Genomic DNA, 21,057 nt, shown 5'->3' on the forward strand with positions numbered 1-21,057 from the left:
AGTCCGCCCGCTAGTCTTAATATCACGATGACGCCCCAGCCTTTTACGGGGCCGACGTACTGGACAAGCCCGGCGGCCGGACTGACGACGCGCCCGCCGTGGGCCGCCGACAGCGTCAGGCCGTTCGATCGGCCGCCTCCCGTGAGCGGCGCGCCGAACCGCCGGATGATGGGTCCCTGCGTCGGCAGGACCAGGCGCGCGGGCGGCGTCAGGATGGGCGCGTCGCCTGAGACCGTGCCTCGGAGTCGCAAATCCACCGAGGTGTCAGGCTCCGGCAGGGCCTCGGCGGCCAGGCTGTCGCGTTCGAACAGCGCCTCGCTCTGCACGGCCGCGAGCCGGCGCTGGCGCATCACTTCGGTCGCGCCCTCGGCATAGCTCTGGGCGCGGCCCTGCAGTTGCGGCGTCAGCGCCTTGACGAGGATGGCGGCCCGCACCGCGTCCTTGGCGTCCTGCGGCGAGACCAGCAGGGCCGGGGGCGGGTCGCGCTTCAGCTGTTCCAGGACCGACAACAGGCGCGACAGGCGGTGCATGTTGACGCCCTGGTCGACCGAAAGTTCGGTCTCGGCCAGGTTCAGCCGCTCCAGACTGGACGTCGCCGCCAGCGCCGCAACCCCTAGCGCCAGGGCGGCGAGGGCCCCAACGGCCAGAACGGGGGTGAGAAGGCGAGGCATCAGTCCCGATGATACGGTGATCCGGCCAGAATGGAGACTGCCCGATAGACCTGTTCGCACAGCATCGCCCGCGCCAGGGCGTGCGGCCAGGTCTGGGGTCCGAACGCCAGCGTGCCCTGGACGGTCCTCACCAGCTCGGGGTCCAGCCCGTCGGCGCCGCCGATCAGGAACACCAGCCGCCGCACGCCGCGGTCGCGCAGCATCCCTATTTCCTCGGCGAAGGCGCGGCTGGCCCGGGCCTTGCCCCGCTCGTCGCAGGCGATCACGTGGCTGTCGGCCAGATGGGCCCGAAGCGCCTCGGCCTCGGCCGCCTTACCTGGCTTGCGGCTCTCGACCTCGACCACTTCCACGGGTCCCAGGCCCAGCGACCGCCCGGCCGCGGTCGCCCGCTCGAGATAGAGCTTCACAAGCTCGGTCTCGGGCGAGCGGGCCAGGCGGCCGATGGCGACGATGCAGATCCTCACGCGGGCAGTGTTACGCCACCAGCAGCTGTTCGGCGATCTGCACCGCGTTGAGGGCGGCGCCCTTCAACAGCTGGTCGCCCGCCAGCAGCATCGCCACCGAGCGGCCCGACGGGTCGCCCAGGTCGCGCCGGATGCGGCCCACCAGCACGTCGCCCTGGCCCTGCGCCTCGATCGGCATCGGGAAGTAATTGCGCTCACGGTCGTCGACGATGCGCACGCCCATCGCCTCTTCCAGGCATTCGCGCACGGCGGCCGGCGGCACGGGGGCGTCCAGCTCGGCGGTGACGGCGATGGTGTGGGCGCGCAGCACGGGCACGCGCACGCAGGTGACGCCGATCGGCAGGGCGCCGCTGGACAGGATCCGCCGCGTCTCGGCGATCACCTTCAGCTCCTCGCCATTGTAGCCGCTCTGCAGGTCGACGGTGTCGTTGTGGCTGAAGACGTTGAAGGCGTACGGGTGCGGCAGCACCTGGGGCTTGTACTCGCGGCCTTCCAGATAGGCCTGGGTCGAGGCGACCAGTTCGTCCATGGCGGGCTGACCGGCGCCCGAGGCGGCCTGGTAGGTGGCCACCTGCAGCCGACGCAGGCCGAAGCGGCGCTGGAGCGGGGCCACGGCCATGCAGAGGATGATGGCGGTGCAGTTGGGATTGGCGATGACGCCGCGATGATTGGCCAGGGTCTCGAGGTTCACCTCAGGCACCACCAGGGGGCAGTCGAGGTCCATGCGGAAGGCCGAGGAGTTGTCCACGACCACGGCGCCGGCGGCCTGGGCGACGGGGGCGTACTTGCGCGAGGTGTCCGAGTCGGCGGCGAACAGGGCCAGCTGCACGCCCTTGAAGCTGTCGGGGCCGACCTCGCCCACCATCAGGTCCTGTCCGCGGTACTGCAGCACCTTGCCGGCGGAACGCGCCGAGGCCAGTAGGCGCAGGCCCTGGACGGGGAAGTCGCGGTCTTCCAGGCAGCGGATCAGTTCAGCGCCCACGGCGCCGGTCGCGCCCACGATGGCGACGACGGGATTTCGCAGGGATCGGTAGGAAGGCTGGGTCAGCATCGTCGGTGTCCTCTTGAGTTTGAGGCCCGAAGTGCGAGGTGGCTTTGCTTTGGAAGAGCGCGCCCCGCACATCGGGCGGAGCGCTTTGGGAGTGTGCTGCTAGTCGCGCGCACCCGCAAACGCCCCGCCGGAGCGGGTCGTCATTTTGCGGGTAATTTTTTGCGCGGACGCGAACATCGCGCCGCCTCTAGCGGCAGGAGGCGGCGCTGTAAAGCCCTCGATGGGTGAGATCACATCGGCGGGGGCGGGACAAAGCCACCGAACTCGCGCTCCAGGAGGCCCGCGAACGCGATGGTGGTGCGGTCCTCGAGGTGCCCGCCCATCACCTGGATGCCGATCGGCAGCCCGCCGCGGGTGAACCCCATCGGCAACGCCGTGGCCGGCAGGTTGGGCAGCAGCGCCACGCCCGGCCACGCGATCTGGCTGAAATAGGGCGTCAGCTTGCCGTTGATCGTATGGGTGCGCCTCTGGGTGTCGGGATCGTCGTTGTGCGGGAACGCCGTCACGCCGATGGTGGGCGTCAGCACCACGTCGAAACGCTCGAAGAAGGCGGACCAGCGTCGCTGGAAGGCCACCTGGGCGTCGAGAAGGCCCATCCACTCGTGAGCGTTCATGGTCGTGCCGCCCGGTGTTCCGCGCGACATGGCCGCGCCCAGGATGCCCATGTAGACCCCGTGCTGCGCCGCCAGGTCGGGGAGCCGATCGCTGCCGCGCGACACCTGGACGCCCAGGTCGTCCAGGCGGGCCGCCACGCTGTCGAGTGCAGCGCGGATCTCGTCGTCGGTCTCGACCAGAGGGTGGCTGTCCAGCACCAGGACGCGATAGTCGGCGAGGTCGGCGTGACGGGGCGGCGGCAGGTCCAGGCGATACCCCTTGGCGACATCCGGCTCCGGGCCCGCGATCACGTCCAGGGCGCGCTGAAGATCAGCGGCGCTGCGGGCCAGAGGGCCGATCACCGCCAGCGTGGTCGGGCCGGGATCGAGGCCGGGCGGGGCGTGCCCCCGGGACGGCGCCAGTTCCCAGGTGGGCTTGTGACCGAAGACGCCGCAGAAGGCGGCCGGCACCCGGATGGAGCCCCCGATGTCCGAGCCCAGCTCCAGCGCCGACATCCCTGTCGCCAGCGCCGCGGCGCTGCCGCCCGACGAGCCGCCGGGCGAACGGGAGAGGTCCCATGGATTGCAGGTGCGGCCGTAGACCGGGTTGTGGCTCTGCCAGTCCGCGAGGAAGGGCGGAACGTTGGTCTTGCCCAGGATGATGGCGCCGGCGTTCTTCAGCCGCGTAACGGCCACCGAGTCTGTCTCCGCCACGAAGCCGCTGAAGGCCGGGCTGCCCCAGTTGGTGGGCAGGCCTTCGACGTTGTGGCTTTCCTTGACCGTCATCGGCAGGCCCAACAGCGGGCCACGCTCGCCGCGGGCCAGCGCCGCGTCTGCAGCCCGGGCCGCCTGGCGCGCGCGCTCGAAATCGCGGACGACGACCGCGTTGATCGTGCTGTCGCGGGCCTCGATGCGGGCGATGGCGGCGTCGGTGAGCTCCAGCGCGCCCACCTTGCGGCCGGCCAGCGCCTCGACGATCTCGCCGGCGGATTGGTCCAGCAGGTCGCGGTTCAGCGTCTCGGACATGTCGCGTTTCTCCCTGACGTGATCGTGCCGCCACGGACCGGAGAGAGTCCAGCCGCGCGCGACTGCACAAGCGCGGCGCAGGCCACGTTCTCCCGCGAGGGGAGAGGGAAACGCGGGCTTAGACGGCCTGGCGGTGGCCGCCGGTCTCGACCGACCAGATCTTCTCGATGTTGTAGAAGCTGCGGACTTCGGGGCGGAACAGGTGGACGATGACGTCGCCCGCATCGATCAGCACCCAGTCGGCGCTGGGCATGCCTTCGACCCGGCACTTTCCGTAGCCGGCGTCCTTCAGCGACCGCAGCAGGTGGTCGGCCATGGCGCCCACATGCCGCTGCGAACGTCCGGACGCGACGATGAGGCCGTCGGCGACGGGGCTCTTTCCCTTGAGGTCGATGAAGACGACGTCCTGGGCCTGATCGTCGTCCAGCCGGTTGAGGATCAGATCCTCGATGCCGCCGGGGGCCGGGTCAGTATGGGAGGCTTCGGCGTCGGCCGGGGCCTCGTGCGCAGATTGCGCAATCTCACGGTTCAGCGGGGTTGCTCCTTATGATGTCCACGCTCCTAGGACCCTATCACAGGACGCGGCCCGGGTCAGGCGCCGTCGCATGACATCAAGCCGCGGGCTGTCTCGCGTGTTCCCGATCGCCGCGAGAGGGGCTGCCCCCTCGTCCGCCCGCCGGCCCCGCACGGGCGAAGGCTATCCCTTGCTGGGGGGCCGCGCGCGCTGCTGGCGCTCGCGAAGGGCGGTCGAGGACTGGAAGTTGAAGCGTCCGAACAGGAAGGACCAGGCCGGCGTCTTGCTGCCGGCCAGGCGGACGGCGGCGTGGCTGGGAACCCGGAAGCGGGCGAAGCGCAGGGCTGCGGGTGAGAAGCGGCTCTTCAGCGAGATCCACGGGCGCGAGACCACGGCGACCGGGACCTCCTGCATTATCTGGGTCCAGCCCCTCCAGCGATGGAAGGTGGCCAGGCTGTCCGCGCCCATGATCCACACGAAGTGGACGCCTGGGTAACGGGCCTTGAGGCTGCGGATGGTGTCGATGGTGTAGGTCGACCCCAGCTTCGTCTCGGCGCCGACCACGATCATGTCGATGCCCTGGGTCAGGGCCCGCGCGCCGGCGATGCGCTCGTCCAGGTCGGCGGTCTCGTGTCGCGACTTCAGCGGATTCTGCGGCGAAACCAGCCAGACCACGCGGTCCAGTCCCAGCCGGCGCTTGGCGGTCTCGGCCACGTGGGCATGACCGTCATGGGCCGGATTGAACGAGCCGCCGTACAGCCCGACCTTCATCCCGCGGGTCAGGCTGAATCCCAGGCGCAGCGCCTGCGGGCGACCGGCGACGGGCGCGCGGCGCGCCGGGCCTGCGAACCACATGCGCCCGGTCAGCTCTGACGGGGCGGGGTGGGCGCGCCCCCGCGGTCGAGGTCGAGATCGGTCTGCCGCACGCGAGCCCGAACCGTGAAGACGCCGTCGCCGGCCAGCACGCCGCCGCGCGCGAACAGGCGGCCGTTCTCCCAGTTGGACAGGCCCAGCTCGGGCTTGTTCAGCGCATATTGGCCGTCCACCCAGCGGGTGAAGCCGTCGCCGACGAAGGGCGCGTCGATGGTCTCGTAGAAGCGCGCGTGCGCCGACGGATCCTCCGAGATCAGCGAGGCGGCGAAGCGGGGGCTGTAGGTGTTGAACAGCGCCACGGCCTCGGCGACGTCATCGACGATCTTCAGGCTGACCTCGGGGGTCTCCTCCCACTCCCACTCGCGGCCCAGGTCGGCGTCAGCGACCGGCTCGGCCAGCGCCTCCTCCACCGGGCCGTGGGCGCGGACCACGGTGGTGCGCGCGACGCGCCAGACCTCGGGCAGCCGCTCGAAGTCGGCCTCAGCCATGTGCAGCTTGCAGCCCGTGCGGCGCTCGCCCGCGCGCGCCAGCGCCTGCAGGAACACGGGGACCAACTCGTCGGCCCGATCGCGCACGATGCAGCAGACGTTCAGCGTGTTGCAGACCTTGCGGTCCAGCGAGTGGTAGACGGCGGCGTAGAAGCGCTCGGCGTCGGCGGTGGCGTCGGCGACCATCCAGGCGCCGCCCGTGCCGTGCAGGCTGACCGGCGTGCCGGCCTGCCTGGCGATGGCGCCCAGTTGCGACACCGCCGGGCCGGACCCGCGGGCGACAGCCAGCGCCAGCCGACTGTCGGCGAACATGGCCCAGCCGGCGGCGTGGGCCGCGGAGTCCACCAGGACGGCCGCGCCTTCGGGCAGTCCGGCCTCGGCCAGCGCCGGGTCCAGGGCGTTCGCGACGATGGCTCGCGCCGTGCCCAGGGCGTCCGAGCCGATGCGGAAGACCACCGTGTTGCCCGCGCGGATCACGCCGGTGGCGTCGGCGAAGACGTTGGGGCGGCCCTCGAAGACGAAGCCCACGGGTCCCAGCGGCGCCATGACCTGGGTCACCGACCAGCCGGGATGGTCGACGCGCTCCAGCACCCGGCCCCGCGGGGCCTCGGCGTCGCGCCAGGCCTGCAGGCCCGCGATCATGTCGCGCCGCATGGCGTCCGAGGCGGCCAGCCGCGTGGTGGACCGTCCCCGGGCCCTGGCGCTCTCGACGTCGGCGGCGTTGGCGGCGCTGATGGCGGCCCAGGCGGCGTCGTCGGCCAGCCGGGCGGCAAAGGTGTCGAAGAAGGCGGTGATGGCCGCATCGGTCACCTCGCCCATGCGGGTGAAAGCGGCCGCGGCGCGCCCGACGGCGCCCTGGGCGGCGGCGTGCTCGGCGGCGGGAATGTGCAGCAGGTCGCCGGTGTCTTGCACCACGACGAGCCTGTCGCCGGGGCGGAAGGCCGCCGCCAGTTCCGGGCTTACATAGGCGACGCGGTCGCCGCCGAACGGGATCGCCTGGCCGGGCGCGAGCGCCTCCAGTCGTCCGTTCGTCCGCGCTGCGCCGCTGTCGTCCACCCCGGACCCCATATGCTCAACTTGAGCCTTACTACGCGCCCGGCGCGGCGGCTGCTACCCCGGGTGTCCCCGCGTGAGCGGCCACCGACAGGTCGTCGGCGTGGACCAGCGGTCCGGACGAGTAGCCCAGCGCCGCCTCGATGGCGTCGGACTTGAGCCCGCAGAGGCGAGCAGCATGTTCGGCCGGGTAGCGTACGAGGCCGCGGGCGATCTCCCGCCCAGCCTCATCGCGGATGACCACGGCGTCGCCCTTGTCGAAGCGCCCCTCGACCGACCGGACGCCCGCCGGCAGCAGGCTCTTGCCCCGTCGGACCGCCGCGGCCGCGCCCGCGTCGACGGTCAGCGCGCCGGCCGGAGCCAGCGATCCCGCGATCCAGGCCTTGTAGGCGGCGCGGGGATTGGTCTCGGCCTCGATAACCGTCGCGTTGGCCCCGCCCTCGATCGCGTTCAGCGGCGACAGGCGCGTGCCCAGGGTGATGATCGTGGCGCAGCCGGCCTGGCTGGCGATCCGCGCGGCCTCCAGCTTGGTCGCCATGCCGCCGGTGCCGACACCGGCCTGGGCGTTCGCGCCCCCGGCCATGGCCTCGATCTCGGGCGTCAGGTGGGTCACGCGCGGGATCAGGGTCGCCGACGGATCGCGGCGCGGGTCGGCGGTGTAGAGTCCCTCGACGTCCGACAGCAGCACCAGCGCCTCGGCGCCCACCAGTTGGGCCACCCGCGCCGACAGCCGGTCGTTGTCCCCGACCCGGATCTCCTCGGTCACGACGGTGTCGTTCTCGTTGATGACCGGTATCACGCCCAGCCCGAGCAGCGTCTCGACGGTGGCGCGTGCGTTCAGCCAGCGGCGGCGCACTTCGGTGTCGTCGCGGGTCAGCAGGACCTGGGCGCAGGTGAAGCCCAGGGGCGCCAGCGCTTCTTCCCAGGCCCGCATCAGCGCCGATTGTCCCGCGGCGGCGGAAGCCTGCTTCTCCGGGAGCGAGAGCGCCCGCTTCCCCAGACCCAGCCGTCGGCGGCCCAGCGCCACGGCGCCGGACGACACCACCAGCACCTGCTGGCCGCGGGCCCTGAGACGCGCGACGTCGGCGGCGAAGTCGGCCAGCCACGCGCCATGCGCCGCGCCGTCGGGCCCGACCAGCAGGGCCGACCCGACCTTCACGACCACCCGTTTCGCGGCGGCCAGCTCGCTCAAGGCGCCCAGTCCTCGGGGCCGGCCTCTTCGGCGGCGATCTCGCCCTTGCGCGCCTGCACCAGGGCGTAGGCTTCGCGCAGCAGTTCGGTCACACCGATCTTCGCGAAGCCCGAAACCCGCCGCACCTTCACCCCGGCCGCGGCCTCGAGCTCGGCGGCCTTCTCAGCGATGGTCTCTTCGTCCAGCGCGTCGATCTTGTTCAGCGCCAGGATTTCGGTCTTGTCCTCGAGGCCCTCGCCATAGGCTTCCAGCTCATGGCGCACCGTCCGCCAGGCCTGGGCCACATCCTCCTGCGTCCCATCCACCAAGTGGATCAGAACTGCGGTGCGCTCCACGTGCCCCAGGAACCGCGTCCCGATCCCCGCGCCCTCGCTGGCGCCCTCGATCAGGCCCGGGATGTCGGCCAGGATGAATCGCTCGCCCACCGACAGGTCGACCATGCCCAGGTTGGGCGCCAAGGTCGTAAAGGGATAATCGGCAATCTTCGGGCGCGCCGCACTGGCCGCGGCAAGAAAGGTGCTCTTGCCCGCATTAGGCAAGCCGACAAGACCGACGTCCGCGATCAGCTTCAGCCGCAGCCAGATGGCCAGCTCCTGGCCTTCGAGGCCGGGATTTGCATGGCGTGGGGCCTGATTGACTGGCCCCTTGAAGTGCACATTCCCCCATCCGCCATTTCCTCCCGCCGCCAGGAGGACACGTTGGCCGGGGTGGTCCATGTCGACGATGAGATTCTTGTCCTCGTCGAGGACTTCGGTGCCGACGGGGACTTTCAGGACGACGTCCTGGCCGGCGGCGCCGTGGCGGTTGCGGCCCATGCCGTGGACGCCGGTGCCGGCGCGGAAGTGCTGTTGATATCGATAATCGATAAGGGTGTTCAGGCCCTCGACCGCCTCGATCCAGACGTCGCCGCCGCGGCCGCCGTCGCCGCCGTCGGGGCCGCCGTACTCGATGTACTTCTCGCGCCGGAACGACACGGCGCCGCCGCCCCCGTTTCCGGAGCGGACGTAGACTTTGACCTGGTCGAGAAACTTCATCGGGCGAGCATTCGAACGGTGAGGGCGGCGGCCAGCGACTTGACGGCCGCGCCGGGGAGGAGCGGCAGGATGCCGCTTTCGAACGCGTTGGCCGGGCTGAGGAAACTGGCCAGTCCCGCCCAGCCGACGGCCAGCACGATGGCATGGCCGGCCACGAACAGGGCGGTCAGCGACACCCAGCTCCGGCACTTGGCCGCGCCCTCGCCGCAGACCCAGGCCGCGGCGGCCATCCCGGCGAGGAACCCGGCGGTGTGCCCGACCACGGCCTTCCAGCCGCCGGCGCCCCCGGCCAGCACCGGCAGCCCGAAGGCCGCCGCCGCCAGCCACGCCAGCACGATGCCCAGCCCCAGCCGCCCGCCGAACAGGCCGGCCAGCACGAACAGCGCATAGGTCTGCAGCGTGATCGGGACCGGCCCGATGTCGAACGCCACCCGCGACGCCGCCGCCATGCCGACAACGCCCGCCACCACGATCGCCGCCTGGACGGGCAGCGGGTGGGCGGCGGGGGCGCGGCGTCGGGATGCGGCGGCGGTCATGGCGGGAGCCGATACCATATCAGGCCAGCCAGACCATCATGCGCGTGGCCACGGGCTCGGCGCGGGCGACGCTCATGCGCTGCTCGATGTCGCCGGTGTAGAGGAAGCCCGCCTTCACCAGCACCTGGCCCGAGGCCTTGTTGTCGGCGAAGTGGCCGGCCCACATCACGTGGCGGCGCCAGTCGAACTTCACCCAGCGCAGCGCCGCGGTCAGGGCCTCGGTCGCATAGCCCCGGTTCCAGAACGGCCGGCCCAGCCAGTAGCCCACCTCGCTTCGGCCCCGTTCGCTATGCGAACGAGAACCTGGCAAAGAATCCGCCATGGGCGCGCCCATGGCGGGGGCCTCGTTCCGGTCGAACGCCAGCACGCCCATCAGCCCGAACTGGCGATGCTCGATGGCGAAGGTCGCCTCATGGCGCGGATCGGCCCGCTCGGCGGCGGCCACGAAGGCCTCGGCGTCGGCCGGACGATAGGGGTAGGGCATCCGCGAGGTGTTCCCCGCGACGCCCAGGTCGTTGGCGAGCTCGGCCACGGCGGCCGCATCGTTGCGGGTGACGCCCCGCAGGATCAGGCGGTCGGTCCCTATGCAGGGTCTGACATCGACGGCGCACATTTCACTTACCTCCCGGCCTTCTGGCGCCTTCAGGCGAGGTGGGAACCGGCTCGCCGCCCGGAAGGCGCCAACTTCAAGAGTTGAGCGCGTTCGAACGCGAAACCGGCCCCACTTTCGCTGAACGCGCTCTGCGAGGCCCTGAAACGACTGCGGGGAGCCCGGCGAAACCGGACTCCCCGCGAAGGTCGTCTGTCCGGTCCGCCCATTCTGGTGAGGCGGACCCGGAGAAAGGCAGGGTCCGCCTATTCGGCTGCGATCACCTTCTCGGCCGGCACCACCGTCGCGTAGGTACGGTTCTTGGCCTTGGTCACGAACTTCACCGCACCGGTGACGAGCGCGAAGAGGGTGTGGTCCTTGCCCATGCCGACGTTTTCGCCCGGCCAGAACTTGGTGCCGCGCTGACGCACGATGATCGAGCCGGCGTTGATCGCCTCGCCACCGAACTTCTTCACGCCGAGACGGCGGCCCGCGGAATCGCGACCGTTACGCGACGAACCACCGGATTTCTTGTGAGCCATTGTGTGCTCCTGTCCTTAACTGAGGCGGTCCGATTACTCGGCCGCGTCGTCCTTCTTGGCGGCGGCCTTCTTGGCGGCCGGCTTCTTGGCGGGCTTGGCTTCGGCGGCCGCTTCCGGCGCTGCAGCTTCGGCCTTCGCGGCGGCGGTCTTCTTCGGCGCGGCCTTCAGGGCCTTGGCCAGCGGGGCTTCAGCCTGCGCCTTCACGGCCTTCTTCGGCACGTTCAGGGTGGCGAAGTCCAGGCCGCGGGCCCGGGCGTCCAACTCGGCCTTGGTGGTCAGCGACACTTCGCCGTCCCACTTGGTTTCCTTGCCGCCGGCCGTGATGCCGGTGACGCGCAGGACCGACTCGGCCTGGCGGTGACCGCGGGTGCGGCGATAGCCCTGGCGGCGGATCTTCTTGAAGATCTTCACCTTCTCGCCCTTGCGGGTCTCGATCAGGGTGGCGGCCACGGAAGCGCCGGCCACAGTGGGCTCGCCCACCGTCACAGCCTCGCCGTCGCCCAGCAGCAGAACGTCGCCGAAAGCAACGGCCGCACCGGGTTCGCCATCGAGCTTTTCGACCACAAGGATGTCGCCGGGCTGAACCCGGTACTGCTTGCCGCCGGTCTTAATCACCGCGTACATCGTTCGCGCCTTTGTATTTCTTCTTAATTGAAAGCGTGTTTGCGCCCCCGAGACGGGCCCGGGGACGAGGAGGCGCGGTTATACAGAGGGATGGCGGGGAGTCAATTGGGGCGGTGGGGCGTGCGTCCGGCGCTTCGAGCCTCACTGATCCAGGAAGTTCCACCCGTAGCCGAACCCTTGGTCACACTTGGCCGTGGCCGGATCGCCGACCCAGATCCCCTGGAAGATCGCTTTCCGGTGCGCGCGGGCCAGCGCGGGGCCGGACAGCCAGATCAGAAGGCGCCGTTCGTCGGGGCTGAAGCTGGTGGCGGCGAAGACCGCGTAGCGCTGCCCGTCGCGGCGAATGTGGAATTTCGGCGTCCTGTAGACCGTTAGTCCCATGCCGCGGGGCGTCACGAAGATTTCGCCTTCCGTGACCGTGTAGCCGCCGTGCGGGCCGCTCACGGTGACGCTCGCGGCGTGGATACCTCCGGAGAAGTCCGTGATGCGTTCGCCGGCGGCCAACTCGAACCCGCTTTCGTGGAAACATATCCGGGCCGGGCCTTCCACCGGCGCGGCGAGCGGTTCAGCGCGGGTCGGGGCGGCGGCGGCCACGAGGGCCGCGGTGAGGCTCAAGGGGGCGGCGACGCGGCTCATGTCCAAGCTTAGCCGCCGCTCTGAGCCATTCAATCCATGGACGGAGTTTGCCTTGGGGCTGAGCCGTCTCAAGGACGGCCCGCAGGGCCGCCGCGGGGCGGCGCGCCGGAGGCGCGTCCTTGACACGGCTCAGCCCCAAGGCTCGCATCAACCATGGATTTCAGGGCGGGCTATATCCCCGTTGGGGATGCGGCCGGACATGGGGACGCATGACGGCGCACGGGTCGGGTCGGTTATTGGCGCGCGGCGCGGCCATCGTCCTGGGCGCCGCGATCGTCGGGCTAGGGCTGCAGACCGTGGGGCGCCGCGCGCCGGTGGCCGTGAGCTTTCCCATCGACCTGCGGCCGGGCGTGACCAGTTCGCCGGTGTTCCGCGCGGCCTACAACGAGCCCTACGGGGTGGGGCTTGAGGTGGAGCGGGTGATGCCGTTCGAGACCACGAACTGCCTGCTTGGCGCGCGTGACCTGACCGGGCCGGACTATGAGCGCCCCGCCTATTGCGGCGATACGCCATCGCCGGTCGACCTGGAATGGGTGCTTTACGAGGGCGCGCAGCCGGTGGAGCGCGGACGCGCCGAGTCAGGCCAGGCCGCGGCCTATGGGCCAACGATCACGCGGAATCTGGGGACCGCACGACTGCGCCCGGGGCATGACTACCGCATCGAGGTGCGGTCGAACCGCGACGCTTCGGCGCTGGCGCCCGCGCGGCCCCGCATCACCCTCGAGGTGCATCCGATGGTCTGGAAGGACGAGTGGGTGTTGCGGTCCCTGGGCGTCCTGGCGGCGCTGGGTGTCGGCGTCTTCGGCGCCTGCATGATGATCGTGGGCGGCGTTAGGTGGATGCTGGAGAAGACCCGGTTGGCGCGAGGTCGGGATTAGGCGGGTCAACGGATAGCCCGGGCAAACACCCCTGTTCCGCAGGTCAGTCCCGAAGAGCCGCCTTGCCCACGGCCCGCCCCCTCCACCCGCCGGCCGCCGCGCGGGGAGGTGAGGCTCTTCCGTCTCGGCGGACGCCCCCTCCACCGCCTTCGGCGGTCCCCCTCCCCCTGAGGGTGAGGAACTCGCGGCGCGTGCGGCGGTGGCCCCGCCGCCTCCGGTTCTACGGGCTGCGGCGGCGGGGGGCGGTGCTCGTCCGCGGCGGCGGAGTCTCGGGTTTCGGGGGCGGGGGTCGGGCGGCGGTTTCGGTGATCCAGCGGCGGTAAGCCTCCACTTCGGCGAGGTAGGCGCGCATGCAGGGGAGGTTGGCCTGGGCTTTCGTCTCGGCGGCGATGCGGGAGGCCTCGGCCACCTTGCGGTCGATATCGGGATCGTCGCGGCGCCAGTCGTAGAGGGTGCGGTGGCCCGGATAGTCGGGATCGGCGGCGCAGGCCTGCTCGGCCGTCTCGCCGTCGCACAGGCGCAGGCAGATCTCGTTGACGACCATGTCGCGGGTCAGGCGGAAGCGGCTGGGGCGGCCGGTGGCGGGGGCGCCCGAGCGGGCGCGGGCGTCGGCCAGGCGCCCGGCGAAGCCGGGGCGGGCGCGGGCCCATTGCAGGACGGACTTGCGGTCGGGCATGGCCGGGCCGGCGCAGATGGCGCGCAGGCTTTCGCCGTCGAGAACGCGGCGGCAGATGTCGCGGGACAGCGCCGCCGACCAGCGGGTGGGCCGGGCCCGCAGCGGCGGGACGTCGAGGTCGGGGCGGTTGCGCAGCCACTTGCGCAGGGTGGGGCGGCTGGGCCAGCCGGGGGTGGCGGCGATGGCCTTGAAGGTCTCGCCCGCGGCGCGGCGGACGAGCAACTGCTCCAGGAGGGCCGCGCGTTGGGCGGGGGTGAAGCCGGACATGGCGGGAGTTTGGACGGCGGGTGCGTCAAAAGCGGTCGGACGCCCGGGGGCAGGGTTAGCCTCAATTAACGGTTCGGATTGGCCGGGGCTTAAGGCTCGGGACGACCTAGTGCGCGGGACATTCACCCCCGGAGGAAACCGACATGTCCGACGCCCTGACCGCCCTCGAGGGGCCTGCCGACCACTTTCCCACCACGCCCAGGGACCTGTCCCACGTCACCTTCTACTTCGACCTGACGCCGGAGGATGGCGAGGACCGCGCGTTCTTCTTCGTGAAGATCGAGACTCCGGACCGCGTCGATGACGACCTGGACCACTGGTACCAGGCGGCGCTGGACCAGATCATCGCGCGCAATCCCGAACTGGAGGACGCCTCGTTCACCGGCGCGGCGCTGAAGTACGGGCGGGATGAGGAGTTCTTCCGGCTGGACGGCAACGCCTTCGACCACGACACCGCGCCGACCGGCCGGCTGGTCCAGGGCAGCCAGTACAAGAACTACGAAGGCGGCGTGACCTACAGCTACGACGAGCTGTTCTAGGCCTCTCTGTTGCGGGCCTCTCTGTTCCAGGCCTCTCTGGGGCCGGGCGTCGGCTGCGGCCCGGCGCCCGGCGCCCTCCGTTGAACTGGAACCGTCGGAACGGGACGGACGGCTCGATCTCCCTTGGCGGCGCGCCTTCGGCCTGGGGCTGAAGCCCCTCCGCCGCCTTCGGCGGGCCCCCTCCCCCTTAGGGGGAGGAACTGGGCCGCGGGGCCTTCAAAAGCGCTTGCCCGGCGGCGGCGGGGCCGTAAAGTCGAGCGACTTTCATAACCGAACGCAGTGGGGGACTCCGTGGCGGATTGGACCCGAATGGACAGGCGGACCCTCGTGACGCTGGCCGCGGCCGCCCTGGCGCCGCCGGCCCTGGCGCAGGAGAAGACCGTGGAGAGGCCCAGCCGCATTCGTCACTATGTGATCGCCGCCAAGGACATGGACGCGGTCTGCCGGCAGCTCTACGCGCTGCTGGAGGTGGAGCCCGTGGCCAAGCCGCCGGGACCCGAGCCCACCCTGGCGTTCGGCTTCCGCACGCGGATGATCCGGGTGGGCACGACCCTGCTGGAGGTGGTGTCGCCGATCCGCGAGAAGCACCAGCTGCAGGACTTCTTCGTCGAACGCGGCGGCGACGGCGGCTTCATGGTGGTGATGCAGACCTATGACGACGACGCCCTGCTGGCGCGAGCGGCGGCGAACGGCCACAAGCTGGCGTTCGAGATCCCGGATTTCCGCGGCCAGCACCTGATGCAGTTCGACTATCGGACGTTCGGCTCGCGGTTCGAGTTCTACAAGTACACGCCCGAGGACAACTGGTGGGGCAACCCGCTGCACGGCGACTACAACGACCCCAAGGCCGCCGAGGACATCATGGGCGGCGCGGTGGCCGTGCCGGATCCGGCGGCGATCGCCCGGACCGCCGCGGCGACCTTCCTGGGCCGGCTGGACGGCTCCAGCGTGCGCTTCGGCGACCGGCGGATCGACTTCACGCCCAGCGGGGACGGCCCCCGGGGGCTGATGACGCTGTACCTGAAGGCGCGGGACCGCCGCCGCGTGGGCGAGACGGCGACGGTGGCCAACGTGGCGTTCCGCTTCGTGTGACGCAGGGCGCGGCGCTCTCGCGGGCGCTCCTGAGATCATGAACCGCGTTTGGACTGGCGCTCGGCAGGCCGGGTGTGCAGAGCATAGGCCTTGCGCCGGCAGCGTTCACGGGCGCCGGCGGAAGCGGGATGACCATGGTTGAAGTGCGCCGAAGATCGCCGGCCGCCACCCACGCCCCACGCCCGGAGGGGATGAGCCTGGCGACCCACCGGGTCCGCCGCGCGGCGCTGTTCCGGCGTCTGGGGCCTGGCCTGATCACCGGGGCGGCCGACGACGACCCCAGCGGCATCGCCACCTACTCGCAGGCGGGCGCGCAGTTCGGCCTGAACATGCTCTGGAGCATGCCGTTCCTGTATCCGCTGGTGTCGTCGATCCAGATCATCAGCGCGCGGATCGGGCGCGTCACCGGCCACGGGCTGGCGGCCAATCTGCGCCGGGTGTTCCCGGCGCCGGTGGTGCTGGTGCTGGTGTCGCTGCTGTTCATCGCCAACACCATCAACATCGGCGCCGACCTGGCCGCCATGGGCGCGGCCGCGGAGCTGACCCTGGGATGGGGACGCCACGTCTTCACCGTCCTGTTCGCGGTGATCTCGCTGAGCCTGCAGGTGCTGGTCCCGTATCACCGCTACGTCCGCTTCCTGAAGTGGCTCACCCTGGCGCTGTTCGCCTACGTCGGGGTCGTGCTCACGGTGCGGATCGACTGGGGTGAGGTGGCGGTGCGGACGGTGACGCCGCACCTCGTTCTGACAGGGGCCACCGCCACGGTGATCGTGGCCGTGTTCGGCACCACGATCAGTCCCTACCTGCTGTTCTGGCAGGCGTCGGAAGAGGTCGAGGACGACGAGGCCGATCCGACCACCGATCCGCTGATCGACCACCCGGAACAGGCGCCGCAGGAGCTCAGCCGGATCCGCTGGGACACCTACCTCGGCATGGCCTTCGCCAACCTGGTCGCCTTCTTCATCATGCTGACGACCGCGGTCACGCTGCACGCCGCGGGCCAGACCGACATCCAGACCTCGGCCGACGCAGCGGCGGCCCTGCGGCCCATCGCCGGCGACCTGGCGTTCGCCCTGTTCAGCCTGGGCATCATCGGCACGGGACTGCTGGCCGTCCCGGTGCTGGCGGGATCGGCGGCCTATGCGATCTGCGAGTCGCAGGGCTGGAGGATCGGGCTCGAGCACAAGCCGCGCGAGGCGGTGGGCTTCTACTCGGTGATCGGCCTGGCCGTGCTGATCGGCCTGGCGGTGGACTATTCGCCGCTGGATCCGATCCGGGCGCTGTTCTGGAGCGCGGTGCTGAACGGCGTCATCTCGGTCCCGCTGATGGCGGCGATGATGATCGTGGCGTCCCGACGCGACGCGATGGGGGCGTTCGTGGCGCCGCTCGCGCTGCGCATCCTGGGGTGGGTTGCCACCGCCTGCATGGCGGCGGCGGCCATCGCCATGTTCACAGCCTGGCGATGAGGGCGCGGCGCGTCGGCAAGGCGGGGGTTCGGGCCGGTCGCCCGGCCGCCGCTCACCCGAGGAATTTCGCGCGGCTCCAGATCATGCGGTAGACCTCGTCGGTGATCTCCAGGCCGTCGCGCTGGAAGCGCCACAGTCGGGCGACCAGGTGGATCGGCACGTCGGCCACGCAGGCGATGAAGCGGTCGGTGTTGAGATCGCGGTAGAACAGCGCCGCGCAGGCCCCCGGGAACGTCTCCAGGAGAACGCTGCACAGCCAGATCGCCACCTCGGGGCGTTCGCGCTCGAGCCGGGGGTGTTCCTCGAAGATGGCCTTGACCGTCGGGATGACCGCGTCCTTCGGCAGGCGCCGGAACGCCTCGAAGCCTTCCGGCGGCGAGACGTCGGCCGGAACGGAGATCACGTCGGTGTTCAGGAGGAACAGCATCTGGTGGTGACGGCGTCCTAACCCCGACTTCGTTGTCGATCGGTTAGCCGCAGGCCGTCGGCGTCACCCCTGCGGCGGGTTGACGCATGGCAGAGGTTCCGGCGAAGGCGTTCGCGCCCCTAGGGGACCACGAGCACCGGGATGGCGGCGTGGGCCAGCACCTCGGCGGTCTGGCTGCCGAGCAGGAGGCGCTTCACGCCGCGGTGGCCGTGCGAGGCCATGACGATCAGGTCGCAACCCTGGCCCTGTGCGGTCGCCAGGATCGCCTCGGCCGGCTGGGAGCGGGAGACGTGATGGGTGGTGGTCGCGACCCCGGCGGCGTCGGCCATCTGCTTCGCCGCGGCCAGCACGGCGGCGGCCCGCTCGGCCTGCGAGCTGTCGAAGTCGGCGAAGGCCACGGAGAAGGCGGCCCCGTCGAGGCCGGCGTAGGTGGGGATGTCCTCGGTGACCATCAGCAGCGAGGTCTTGGCGCCCAGGGCGGCGGCGAGCGCGAGGCCTGCCTCGACGCCCTTGGTGGCGAAGGCCGACCCATCGGTCGGAATGAGAATGGACTTGTACATGCGGCCCTCCCGTCGCGCGCGCCCGTATGGGGCGGCGTCGCGAGGGCAGACTGACACAGCGGCGGGGCTGCGTCTTGATCTGGCGCAAGCCGCCAGGGCCGGGAATCTCAGCCCCGGGCGAACCGGGCCAGGTCGGCGGCGGTGTCGCGGCTGATGTCGGGGCAGGCGATGGAGAAGATCTCGGCGCCGTGGGTCGTGCCCATGATCTGGCGGCAGCGGGCCGGCTGTCCGGCGCGGAGAAGCAGGCGGTAGAAGTTCACGCCCTCGTCGCGCAGCGGGTCGCACTCGTTCACGCTGATGATCACCGGCGGCAGGCCGCGCACGTCGGCCTCGGTGGCGAAGCCGGGCCAGGCCAGCGGGTTCTTCGCATGGAAGGCTTCGATGCCGTAGGCCATCGCGCCGCGGTTGTTGTGCAGCTCGAGCAGGATGCCGTTGTTCTCGACCGACGACGGATTGTCGGGGTGGGGCCACTGGCCGGCGATGTAGGGGCACAGGGCATAGAGGCCCTGGATCAGGCCGACGTCGCCGTCCTTGAGCAGCTTGAGGCCGGTGGCCAGGGTCAGGTTGCCGCCGCCGCTTTCGCCGGCGACCACGATGCGCGAGGCGTCGATGTTCAGCGACTGGGCGTTGGCGTGGACCCACTTCACCGCCGAGACGCAGTCGTTGAGGCCGGCCGGGAAGGGCAGCACCTGGGGCGCCGAAGAGGGGCGCAGCGCGTTGCGGAAGTCGGGCATGACCACGGCCAGGCCCTGGGCGGCGATGATCCGGCCCCAGGCGCTGTACATGCCGTTGAAGGCGCTCATCGTCTGCATGCCGCCGCCGTGGAGGTAGACCACGCAGGGCAGCTTCTCGTCGTTGTCGGGGCGGATGATGGCGGCCTGGATGGTGTTGCCGTCGGGCGCCGAGACGTAGGTTTCGGTGCGGATGGAGAGGCCGGCCCGCGGCGCGTTCTCCTCGGTGTCGCAGGCGTTGAACAGCATGACCATGGCGGCTTCGGCGGCCAGCGCCTCGGGCGTGTTGGCCTCGGCGATCAGGGTGTCGCGGTCCTTGATGTCGCCGACAGGGGGGCGGTCGGGCCAGGCGAACAGGGCCTTGAGGCGCGGATCGATGCGCGGGTCGCGGACGAGCTTGGAGACGGGAACGTCGTTCATGGCGGCAGGCTCCGGCGAGACGGTCGCGTCGACGGTGGCAGGGCGCCGTAGGGGAGGGGAAGTTACTCCGCGCAGGCCTCCAGCATGTCGCGCAGATGCGCTTCGCCGGCCAACGCGAGGTCCGACGTCGGCTGGGCCGCGAGCACGGTGATGATGTCGGAGCCGGTCTCAAGGGTCCGGTGGACGGGGCACTTCTCTGCGATCTCGATCAACCGCCGGGTCTGCGTGTCGGTGAGCGGGCCCTTGAGGACGATCTCGCGGGCGAAGCGGTCGCGGCCCTTGAGGCCGTCGCGGGCGTGGACCACGCGGACCGTGGCGCGTTCCAGCGGCCAGCCCTTGCGCTCGGCGTAGAGGCGCATGGTCATGGTGGTGCAGGCGCCCAGCGCGGCGGCCAGAAGGTCGTAGGGGTTGGGGCCCGAGCCCAGGCCGCCGGCCCGCTCGGGCTCGTCAGCGAGGAACGTCGCGCCGGGTGCGGTCACCTCGACCTGGAAATGGCCGACGCCGGTCTCGGCGATGGTGACGGCGTCTGGGTCGTCTTGAGGGGACTTGGGCATCGGCGCGTCCGTCGTTCTGGCAACATAAAGGCTACGAGATACACCAAAGGCCCCGCACCGCATGAGCTGCAAAGCGCTTGCCGAGGCGCGCGTTCTTGACACCAGCGGGAGCGTGGCTCGCTATCCTGGGGTGTGATTTGACAGGTCGTGGGGACGATGAGGCGGGCGGCGAGGCTCTGGCGGTGGATCGTGGCTATGGTCGCCCTGCTGGTGCTGGCCGGGCCCGCGATGGCCCAAGGGCCCAAGCGCGTGGCGCTGGTGATCGGGAACGGCGCCTATGCGACGGCCGGCGCGCTGGCCAACACTCACAACGACGCCAGCCTGGTGGGCGCGGCGCTGAAGCAGGCCGGGTTCACGACGGTGACCACGCGAACCGACCTGTCGACCCAAACCTTCCAAAAGGCGCTGCGCGAGTTCCAGGCCCAGGCGGACGGCGCCGAGGTGGCGCTGATCTACTACGCCGGCCACGGGATCGAGGCGAAAGGCGTGAACTGGCTGATCCCCGTGGACGCCACGCTGTCGGACGAGCGGGCGCTGCCGTATGAGGCCATCGACACCAATCTGGCGCTGGAGGCGGTGGCCGGGGCTCGGGTCCGCATCCTGTTGCTGGACGCCTGCCGTGACAATCCGTTCGGACGCAACTGGAAGGCAGGGACGCGTAGCGTGACGCGCGGGCTGGCGCGGGTCGAGGCCGACGACGTGCTGATCGTCTTCGCCGCGGCGCCGGGCGAGCGGGCGGCGGATGGGTCGGGCGTGAACTCGCCGTTCGCGGAGGCGGTGGCGCGGACGCTGCCCAAGCCCGGCCTGCCAGTGCAGTTGTTGGGCGGGGTGATCCGCGACGATGTGATGGGCGCCACGGGCCAGCAGCAGCGGCCGTTCGTCAGCGCCAGCATGACCGGCAATCCGATCTTCCTGGTGGGCGGCGCGGCCGGGGCGACGCCAGTAACGGCGCCGGCCGCCACGCCAAGCCTGCCCGCCGAGAACCCCGAGTTGACCAATTGGAAGAGCGCCGAGTGGCTCAACACCGCGGCCGCCTATGAGGCCTATCTGGCGCAGTACCCGAACGGCGCCTACGCGGCGATGGCTAAGGCAGCCATCGCGACGCTCAGGGGCCCGCCGGCGCAGGTGGCGGCGCTGCGGCCACAGGGTCAGGGTCCCATGGCGGCCAAGATGGCGGGCGCAAGGCTGGCGGCGGCCAGCACGCTGCCCCCGAACGCCAAGCCCTTCGATCACTACATGGCCGCTCGCGCGGCCATGGACAGCGGTGAGCGCGCCACAGCGATCCGCGAATACTTCCTGGCGCTGCGGACCTGGCCCAAGCAGGCCTGGGCGCCGGACGCCGGGGCGGCGCTGGCGTTGTTGTTGGCTGAGGACAAGCGCAACGCCGACGCCTGCCGCACCCTGGACGAAGTGCCGAAACGCTATCCGCAACGTTCACCAGGCGTGGACCAGCGCATGGACCACGCGCGGCGCCTGGCGGGCGGGTGCGGGGGATAGACGGCGCCGCCGGCTCGACCCCTGACGAGCCTGCCGAGCAGGTCAGCTTGCCCCGCGAAGGGGG

Annotated in this window: 24 protein-coding genes and 1 pseudogene; 6 read left to right on the forward strand and 19 right to left on the reverse strand. The window is 70.9% G+C overall.

All coding sequences use genetic code 11. The features are described from left to right. The 5 genes and pseudogenes from EPN98_RS16655 to rsfS all read right to left on the reverse strand — a co-directional run. Positions 1-671, reverse strand: a pseudogene (locus EPN98_RS16655) (peptidase M24); the annotation flags it as partial. Then, entirely contained in the window at positions 671-1,135 is a 465-nt protein-coding gene (rlmH, locus tag EPN98_RS16660) for a 23S rRNA (pseudouridine(1915)-N(3))-methyltransferase RlmH (RefSeq protein ID WP_293364037.1), read from the reverse strand. The gene rlmH and the pseudogene EPN98_RS16655, both read right to left, overlap by 1 nt. A 10-nt stretch (positions 1,136-1,145) precedes the next feature. Next, positions 1,146-2,186 carry an aspartate-semialdehyde dehydrogenase gene (locus EPN98_RS16665; RefSeq protein WP_293364038.1) on the reverse strand — a complete coding sequence of 347 codons (1,041 nt, stop codon included), beginning with the start codon at positions 2,184-2,186 and terminating at the stop codon, positions 1,146-1,148. A 230-nt stretch (positions 2,187-2,416) separates the two neighbouring features. Continuing rightward, entirely contained in the window at positions 2,417-3,805 is a 1,389-nt protein-coding gene (locus EPN98_RS16670) for an amidase family protein (RefSeq protein WP_293364039.1), read from the reverse strand. Between the two features lie 118 nt (positions 3,806-3,923). Next, complete coding sequence (rsfS, locus tag EPN98_RS16675; protein WP_366558495.1) at positions 3,924-4,232, reverse strand: ribosome silencing factor; 309 nt, start codon at positions 4,230-4,232, stop codon at positions 3,924-3,926. On the opposite strand from rsfS, the gene EPN98_RS24555 reads away from it, so the two are divergent. Then, positions 4,131-4,355: a hypothetical protein gene (locus EPN98_RS24555; RefSeq protein WP_366558489.1), complete on the forward strand. Its 225-nt coding sequence runs from the start codon at positions 4,131-4,133 to the stop codon at positions 4,353-4,355. The genes rsfS and EPN98_RS24555 overlap by 102 nt on opposite strands. Before the next feature lie 147 nt (positions 4,356-4,502). Here the strand turns inward: EPN98_RS24555 and EPN98_RS16680 are convergent, their stop codons facing one another. The 9 genes from EPN98_RS16680 to EPN98_RS16720 form a co-directional block, all read right to left on the reverse strand. Continuing rightward, complete coding sequence (locus tag EPN98_RS16680; protein WP_293364040.1) at positions 4,503-5,174, reverse strand: nicotinate-nucleotide adenylyltransferase; 672 nt, start codon at positions 5,172-5,174, stop codon at positions 4,503-4,505. A gap of 8 nt (positions 5,175-5,182) precedes the next feature. Then, entirely contained in the window at positions 5,183-6,736 is a 1,554-nt protein-coding gene (locus tag EPN98_RS16685) for an aldehyde dehydrogenase family protein (RefSeq protein ID WP_293364041.1), read from the reverse strand. 31 nt (positions 6,737-6,767) lie between these two features. After that, complete coding sequence (gene proB, locus EPN98_RS16690; RefSeq protein WP_293364042.1) at positions 6,768-7,925, reverse strand: glutamate 5-kinase; 1,158 nt, start codon at positions 7,923-7,925, stop codon at positions 6,768-6,770. Beyond that, positions 7,922-8,959, reverse strand: a complete 1,038-nt coding sequence (obgE, locus tag EPN98_RS16695; RefSeq protein ID WP_293364043.1) for a GTPase ObgE — start codon at positions 8,957-8,959, stop codon at positions 7,922-7,924. Before obgE ends, proB begins: the two co-directional genes overlap by 4 nt. Next, positions 8,956-9,495: a biotin transporter BioY gene (locus EPN98_RS16700; protein ID WP_293364044.1), complete on the reverse strand. Its 540-nt coding sequence runs from the start codon at positions 9,493-9,495 to the stop codon at positions 8,956-8,958. Before EPN98_RS16700 ends, obgE begins: the two co-directional genes overlap by 4 nt. Positions 9,496-9,514: 19 nt before the next feature. Then, complete coding sequence (locus EPN98_RS16705) at positions 9,515-10,108, reverse strand: GNAT family N-acetyltransferase (RefSeq protein WP_293364045.1); 594 nt, start codon at positions 10,106-10,108, stop codon at positions 9,515-9,517. A 242-nt stretch (positions 10,109-10,350) separates the two neighbouring features. Continuing rightward, entirely contained in the window at positions 10,351-10,626 is a 276-nt protein-coding gene (rpmA, locus tag EPN98_RS16710; protein ID WP_293364046.1) for a 50S ribosomal protein L27, read from the reverse strand. Between the two features lie 33 nt (positions 10,627-10,659). Then, positions 10,660-11,250, reverse strand: coding sequence for a 50S ribosomal protein L21 (gene rplU, locus EPN98_RS16715; RefSeq protein WP_293364047.1), 591 nt, complete (start codon positions 11,248-11,250; stop codon positions 10,660-10,662). Between the two features lie 141 nt (positions 11,251-11,391). Then, complete coding sequence (locus EPN98_RS16720; RefSeq protein ID WP_293364048.1) at positions 11,392-11,886, reverse strand: hypothetical protein; 495 nt, start codon at positions 11,884-11,886, stop codon at positions 11,392-11,394. A 209-nt stretch (positions 11,887-12,095) separates the two neighbouring features. On the opposite strand from EPN98_RS16720, the gene EPN98_RS16725 reads away from it, so the two are divergent. Beyond that, positions 12,096-12,764 carry a hypothetical protein gene (locus EPN98_RS16725; RefSeq protein WP_293364049.1) on the forward strand — a complete coding sequence of 223 codons (669 nt, stop codon included), beginning with the start codon at positions 12,096-12,098 and terminating at the stop codon, positions 12,762-12,764. A gap of 220 nt (positions 12,765-12,984) precedes the next feature. Here EPN98_RS16725 and EPN98_RS16730 read toward each other — a convergent pair whose 3' ends face one another. After that, positions 12,985-13,707 carry a hypothetical protein gene (locus tag EPN98_RS16730; protein ID WP_293364050.1) on the reverse strand — a complete coding sequence of 241 codons (723 nt, stop codon included), beginning with the start codon at positions 13,705-13,707 and terminating at the stop codon, positions 12,985-12,987. Positions 13,708-13,850: 143 nt separating this feature from the next. Between EPN98_RS16730 and EPN98_RS16735 the strand changes: the two genes are divergently transcribed. The 3 genes from EPN98_RS16735 (at position 13,851) to EPN98_RS16745 (ending at position 16,804) form a co-directional block, all read left to right on the forward strand. Then, the gene (locus tag EPN98_RS16735; protein WP_293364051.1) at positions 13,851-14,246 is read left to right on the forward strand and encodes a hypothetical protein; all 396 of its coding nucleotides are present in this window, start codon (positions 13,851-13,853) and stop codon (positions 14,244-14,246) included. A gap of 309 nt (positions 14,247-14,555) precedes the next feature. After that, complete coding sequence (locus EPN98_RS16740) at positions 14,556-15,338, forward strand: hypothetical protein (protein WP_293364052.1); 783 nt, start codon at positions 14,556-14,558, stop codon at positions 15,336-15,338. A gap of 191 nt (positions 15,339-15,529) precedes the next feature. Further along, positions 15,530-16,804, forward strand: a complete 1,275-nt coding sequence (locus tag EPN98_RS16745) for an NRAMP family divalent metal transporter (protein ID WP_293364053.1) — start codon at positions 15,530-15,532, stop codon at positions 16,802-16,804. 52 nt (positions 16,805-16,856) lie between these two features. Here the strand turns inward: EPN98_RS16745 and EPN98_RS16750 are convergent, their stop codons facing one another. From EPN98_RS16750 to EPN98_RS16765, 4 genes are all read right to left on the reverse strand, one after another. After that, a complete protein-coding gene (locus tag EPN98_RS16750; RefSeq protein WP_293364054.1) occupies positions 16,857-17,231 on the reverse strand; it encodes a hypothetical protein in 375 nt (124 codons plus the stop codon). Positions 17,232-17,350: 119 nt separating this feature from the next. After that, positions 17,351-17,791, reverse strand: coding sequence for a universal stress protein (locus EPN98_RS16755; protein WP_293364055.1), 441 nt, complete (start codon positions 17,789-17,791; stop codon positions 17,351-17,353). A 107-nt stretch (positions 17,792-17,898) separates the two neighbouring features. Continuing rightward, positions 17,899-18,942, reverse strand: a complete 1,044-nt coding sequence (locus EPN98_RS16760; protein WP_293364056.1) for an alpha/beta hydrolase fold domain-containing protein — start codon at positions 18,940-18,942, stop codon at positions 17,899-17,901. A gap of 62 nt (positions 18,943-19,004) precedes the next feature. Beyond that, complete coding sequence (locus EPN98_RS16765) at positions 19,005-19,496, reverse strand: OsmC family protein (protein ID WP_293364057.1); 492 nt, start codon at positions 19,494-19,496, stop codon at positions 19,005-19,007. Positions 19,497-19,691: 195 nt separating this feature from the next. On the opposite strand from EPN98_RS16765, the gene EPN98_RS16770 reads away from it, so the two are divergent. After that, on the forward strand, positions 19,692-20,993 hold the full coding sequence (locus tag EPN98_RS16770) for a caspase family protein (RefSeq protein ID WP_293364192.1): 1,302 nt from the start codon (positions 19,692-19,694) through the stop codon (positions 20,991-20,993). Positions 20,994-21,057 lie beyond the last annotated feature (64 nt).

Source organism: Phenylobacterium sp. (assembly GCF_004299445.1).
Classification (GTDB): domain Bacteria; phylum Pseudomonadota; class Alphaproteobacteria; order Caulobacterales; family Caulobacteraceae; genus Phenylobacterium.

Coding starts and splice junctions, on each gene's coding strand:
- EPN98_RS16665 (WP_293364038.1), bottom strand. CDS start 2,186: ATGCTGACCCAGCCTTCCTACCGATCCCTGCGAAATCCCGTCGTCGCC.
- EPN98_RS16670 (WP_293364039.1), bottom strand. CDS start 3,805: ATGTCCGAGACGCTGAACCGCGACCTGCTGGACCAATCCGCCGGCGAG.
- EPN98_RS24555 (WP_366558489.1), top strand. CDS start 4,131: ATGCCGCTGCGAACGTCCGGACGCGACGATGAGGCCGTCGGCGACGGG.
- EPN98_RS16680 (WP_293364040.1), bottom strand. CDS start 5,174: ATGTGGTTCGCAGGCCCGGCGCGCCGCGCGCCCGTCGCCGGTCGCCCG.
- obgE (WP_293364043.1), bottom strand. CDS start 8,959: ATGAAGTTTCTCGACCAGGTCAAAGTCTACGTCCGCTCCGGAAACGGG.
- EPN98_RS16700 (WP_293364044.1), bottom strand. CDS start 9,495: ATGACCGCCGCCGCATCCCGACGCCGCGCCCCCGCCGCCCACCCGCTG.
- EPN98_RS16705 (WP_293364045.1), bottom strand. CDS start 10,108: ATGTGCGCCGTCGATGTCAGACCCTGCATAGGGACCGACCGCCTGATC.
- rpmA (WP_293364046.1), bottom strand. CDS start 10,626: ATGGCTCACAAGAAATCCGGTGGTTCGTCGCGTAACGGTCGCGATTCC.
- rplU (WP_293364047.1), bottom strand. CDS start 11,250: ATGTACGCGGTGATTAAGACCGGCGGCAAGCAGTACCGGGTTCAGCCC.
- EPN98_RS16720 (WP_293364048.1), bottom strand. CDS start 11,886: ATGAGCCGCGTCGCCGCCCCCTTGAGCCTCACCGCGGCCCTCGTGGCC.
- EPN98_RS16725 (WP_293364049.1), top strand. CDS start 12,096: ATGACGGCGCACGGGTCGGGTCGGTTATTGGCGCGCGGCGCGGCCATC.
- EPN98_RS16730 (WP_293364050.1), bottom strand. CDS start 13,707: ATGTCCGGCTTCACCCCCGCCCAACGCGCGGCCCTCCTGGAGCAGTTG.
- EPN98_RS16735 (WP_293364051.1), top strand. CDS start 13,851: ATGTCCGACGCCCTGACCGCCCTCGAGGGGCCTGCCGACCACTTTCCC.
- EPN98_RS16740 (WP_293364052.1), top strand. CDS start 14,556: ATGGACAGGCGGACCCTCGTGACGCTGGCCGCGGCCGCCCTGGCGCCG.
- EPN98_RS16745 (WP_293364053.1), top strand. CDS start 15,530: ATGAGCCTGGCGACCCACCGGGTCCGCCGCGCGGCGCTGTTCCGGCGT.
- EPN98_RS16750 (WP_293364054.1), bottom strand. CDS start 17,231: ATGCTGTTCCTCCTGAACACCGACGTGATCTCCGTTCCGGCCGACGTC.
- EPN98_RS16755 (WP_293364055.1), bottom strand. CDS start 17,791: ATGTACAAGTCCATTCTCATTCCGACCGATGGGTCGGCCTTCGCCACC.
- EPN98_RS16760 (WP_293364056.1), bottom strand. CDS start 18,942: ATGAACGACGTTCCCGTCTCCAAGCTCGTCCGCGACCCGCGCATCGAT.
- EPN98_RS16765 (WP_293364057.1), bottom strand. CDS start 19,496: ATGCCCAAGTCCCCTCAAGACGACCCAGACGCCGTCACCATCGCCGAG.
- EPN98_RS16770 (WP_293364192.1), top strand. CDS start 19,692: ATGGTCGCCCTGCTGGTGCTGGCCGGGCCCGCGATGGCCCAAGGGCCC.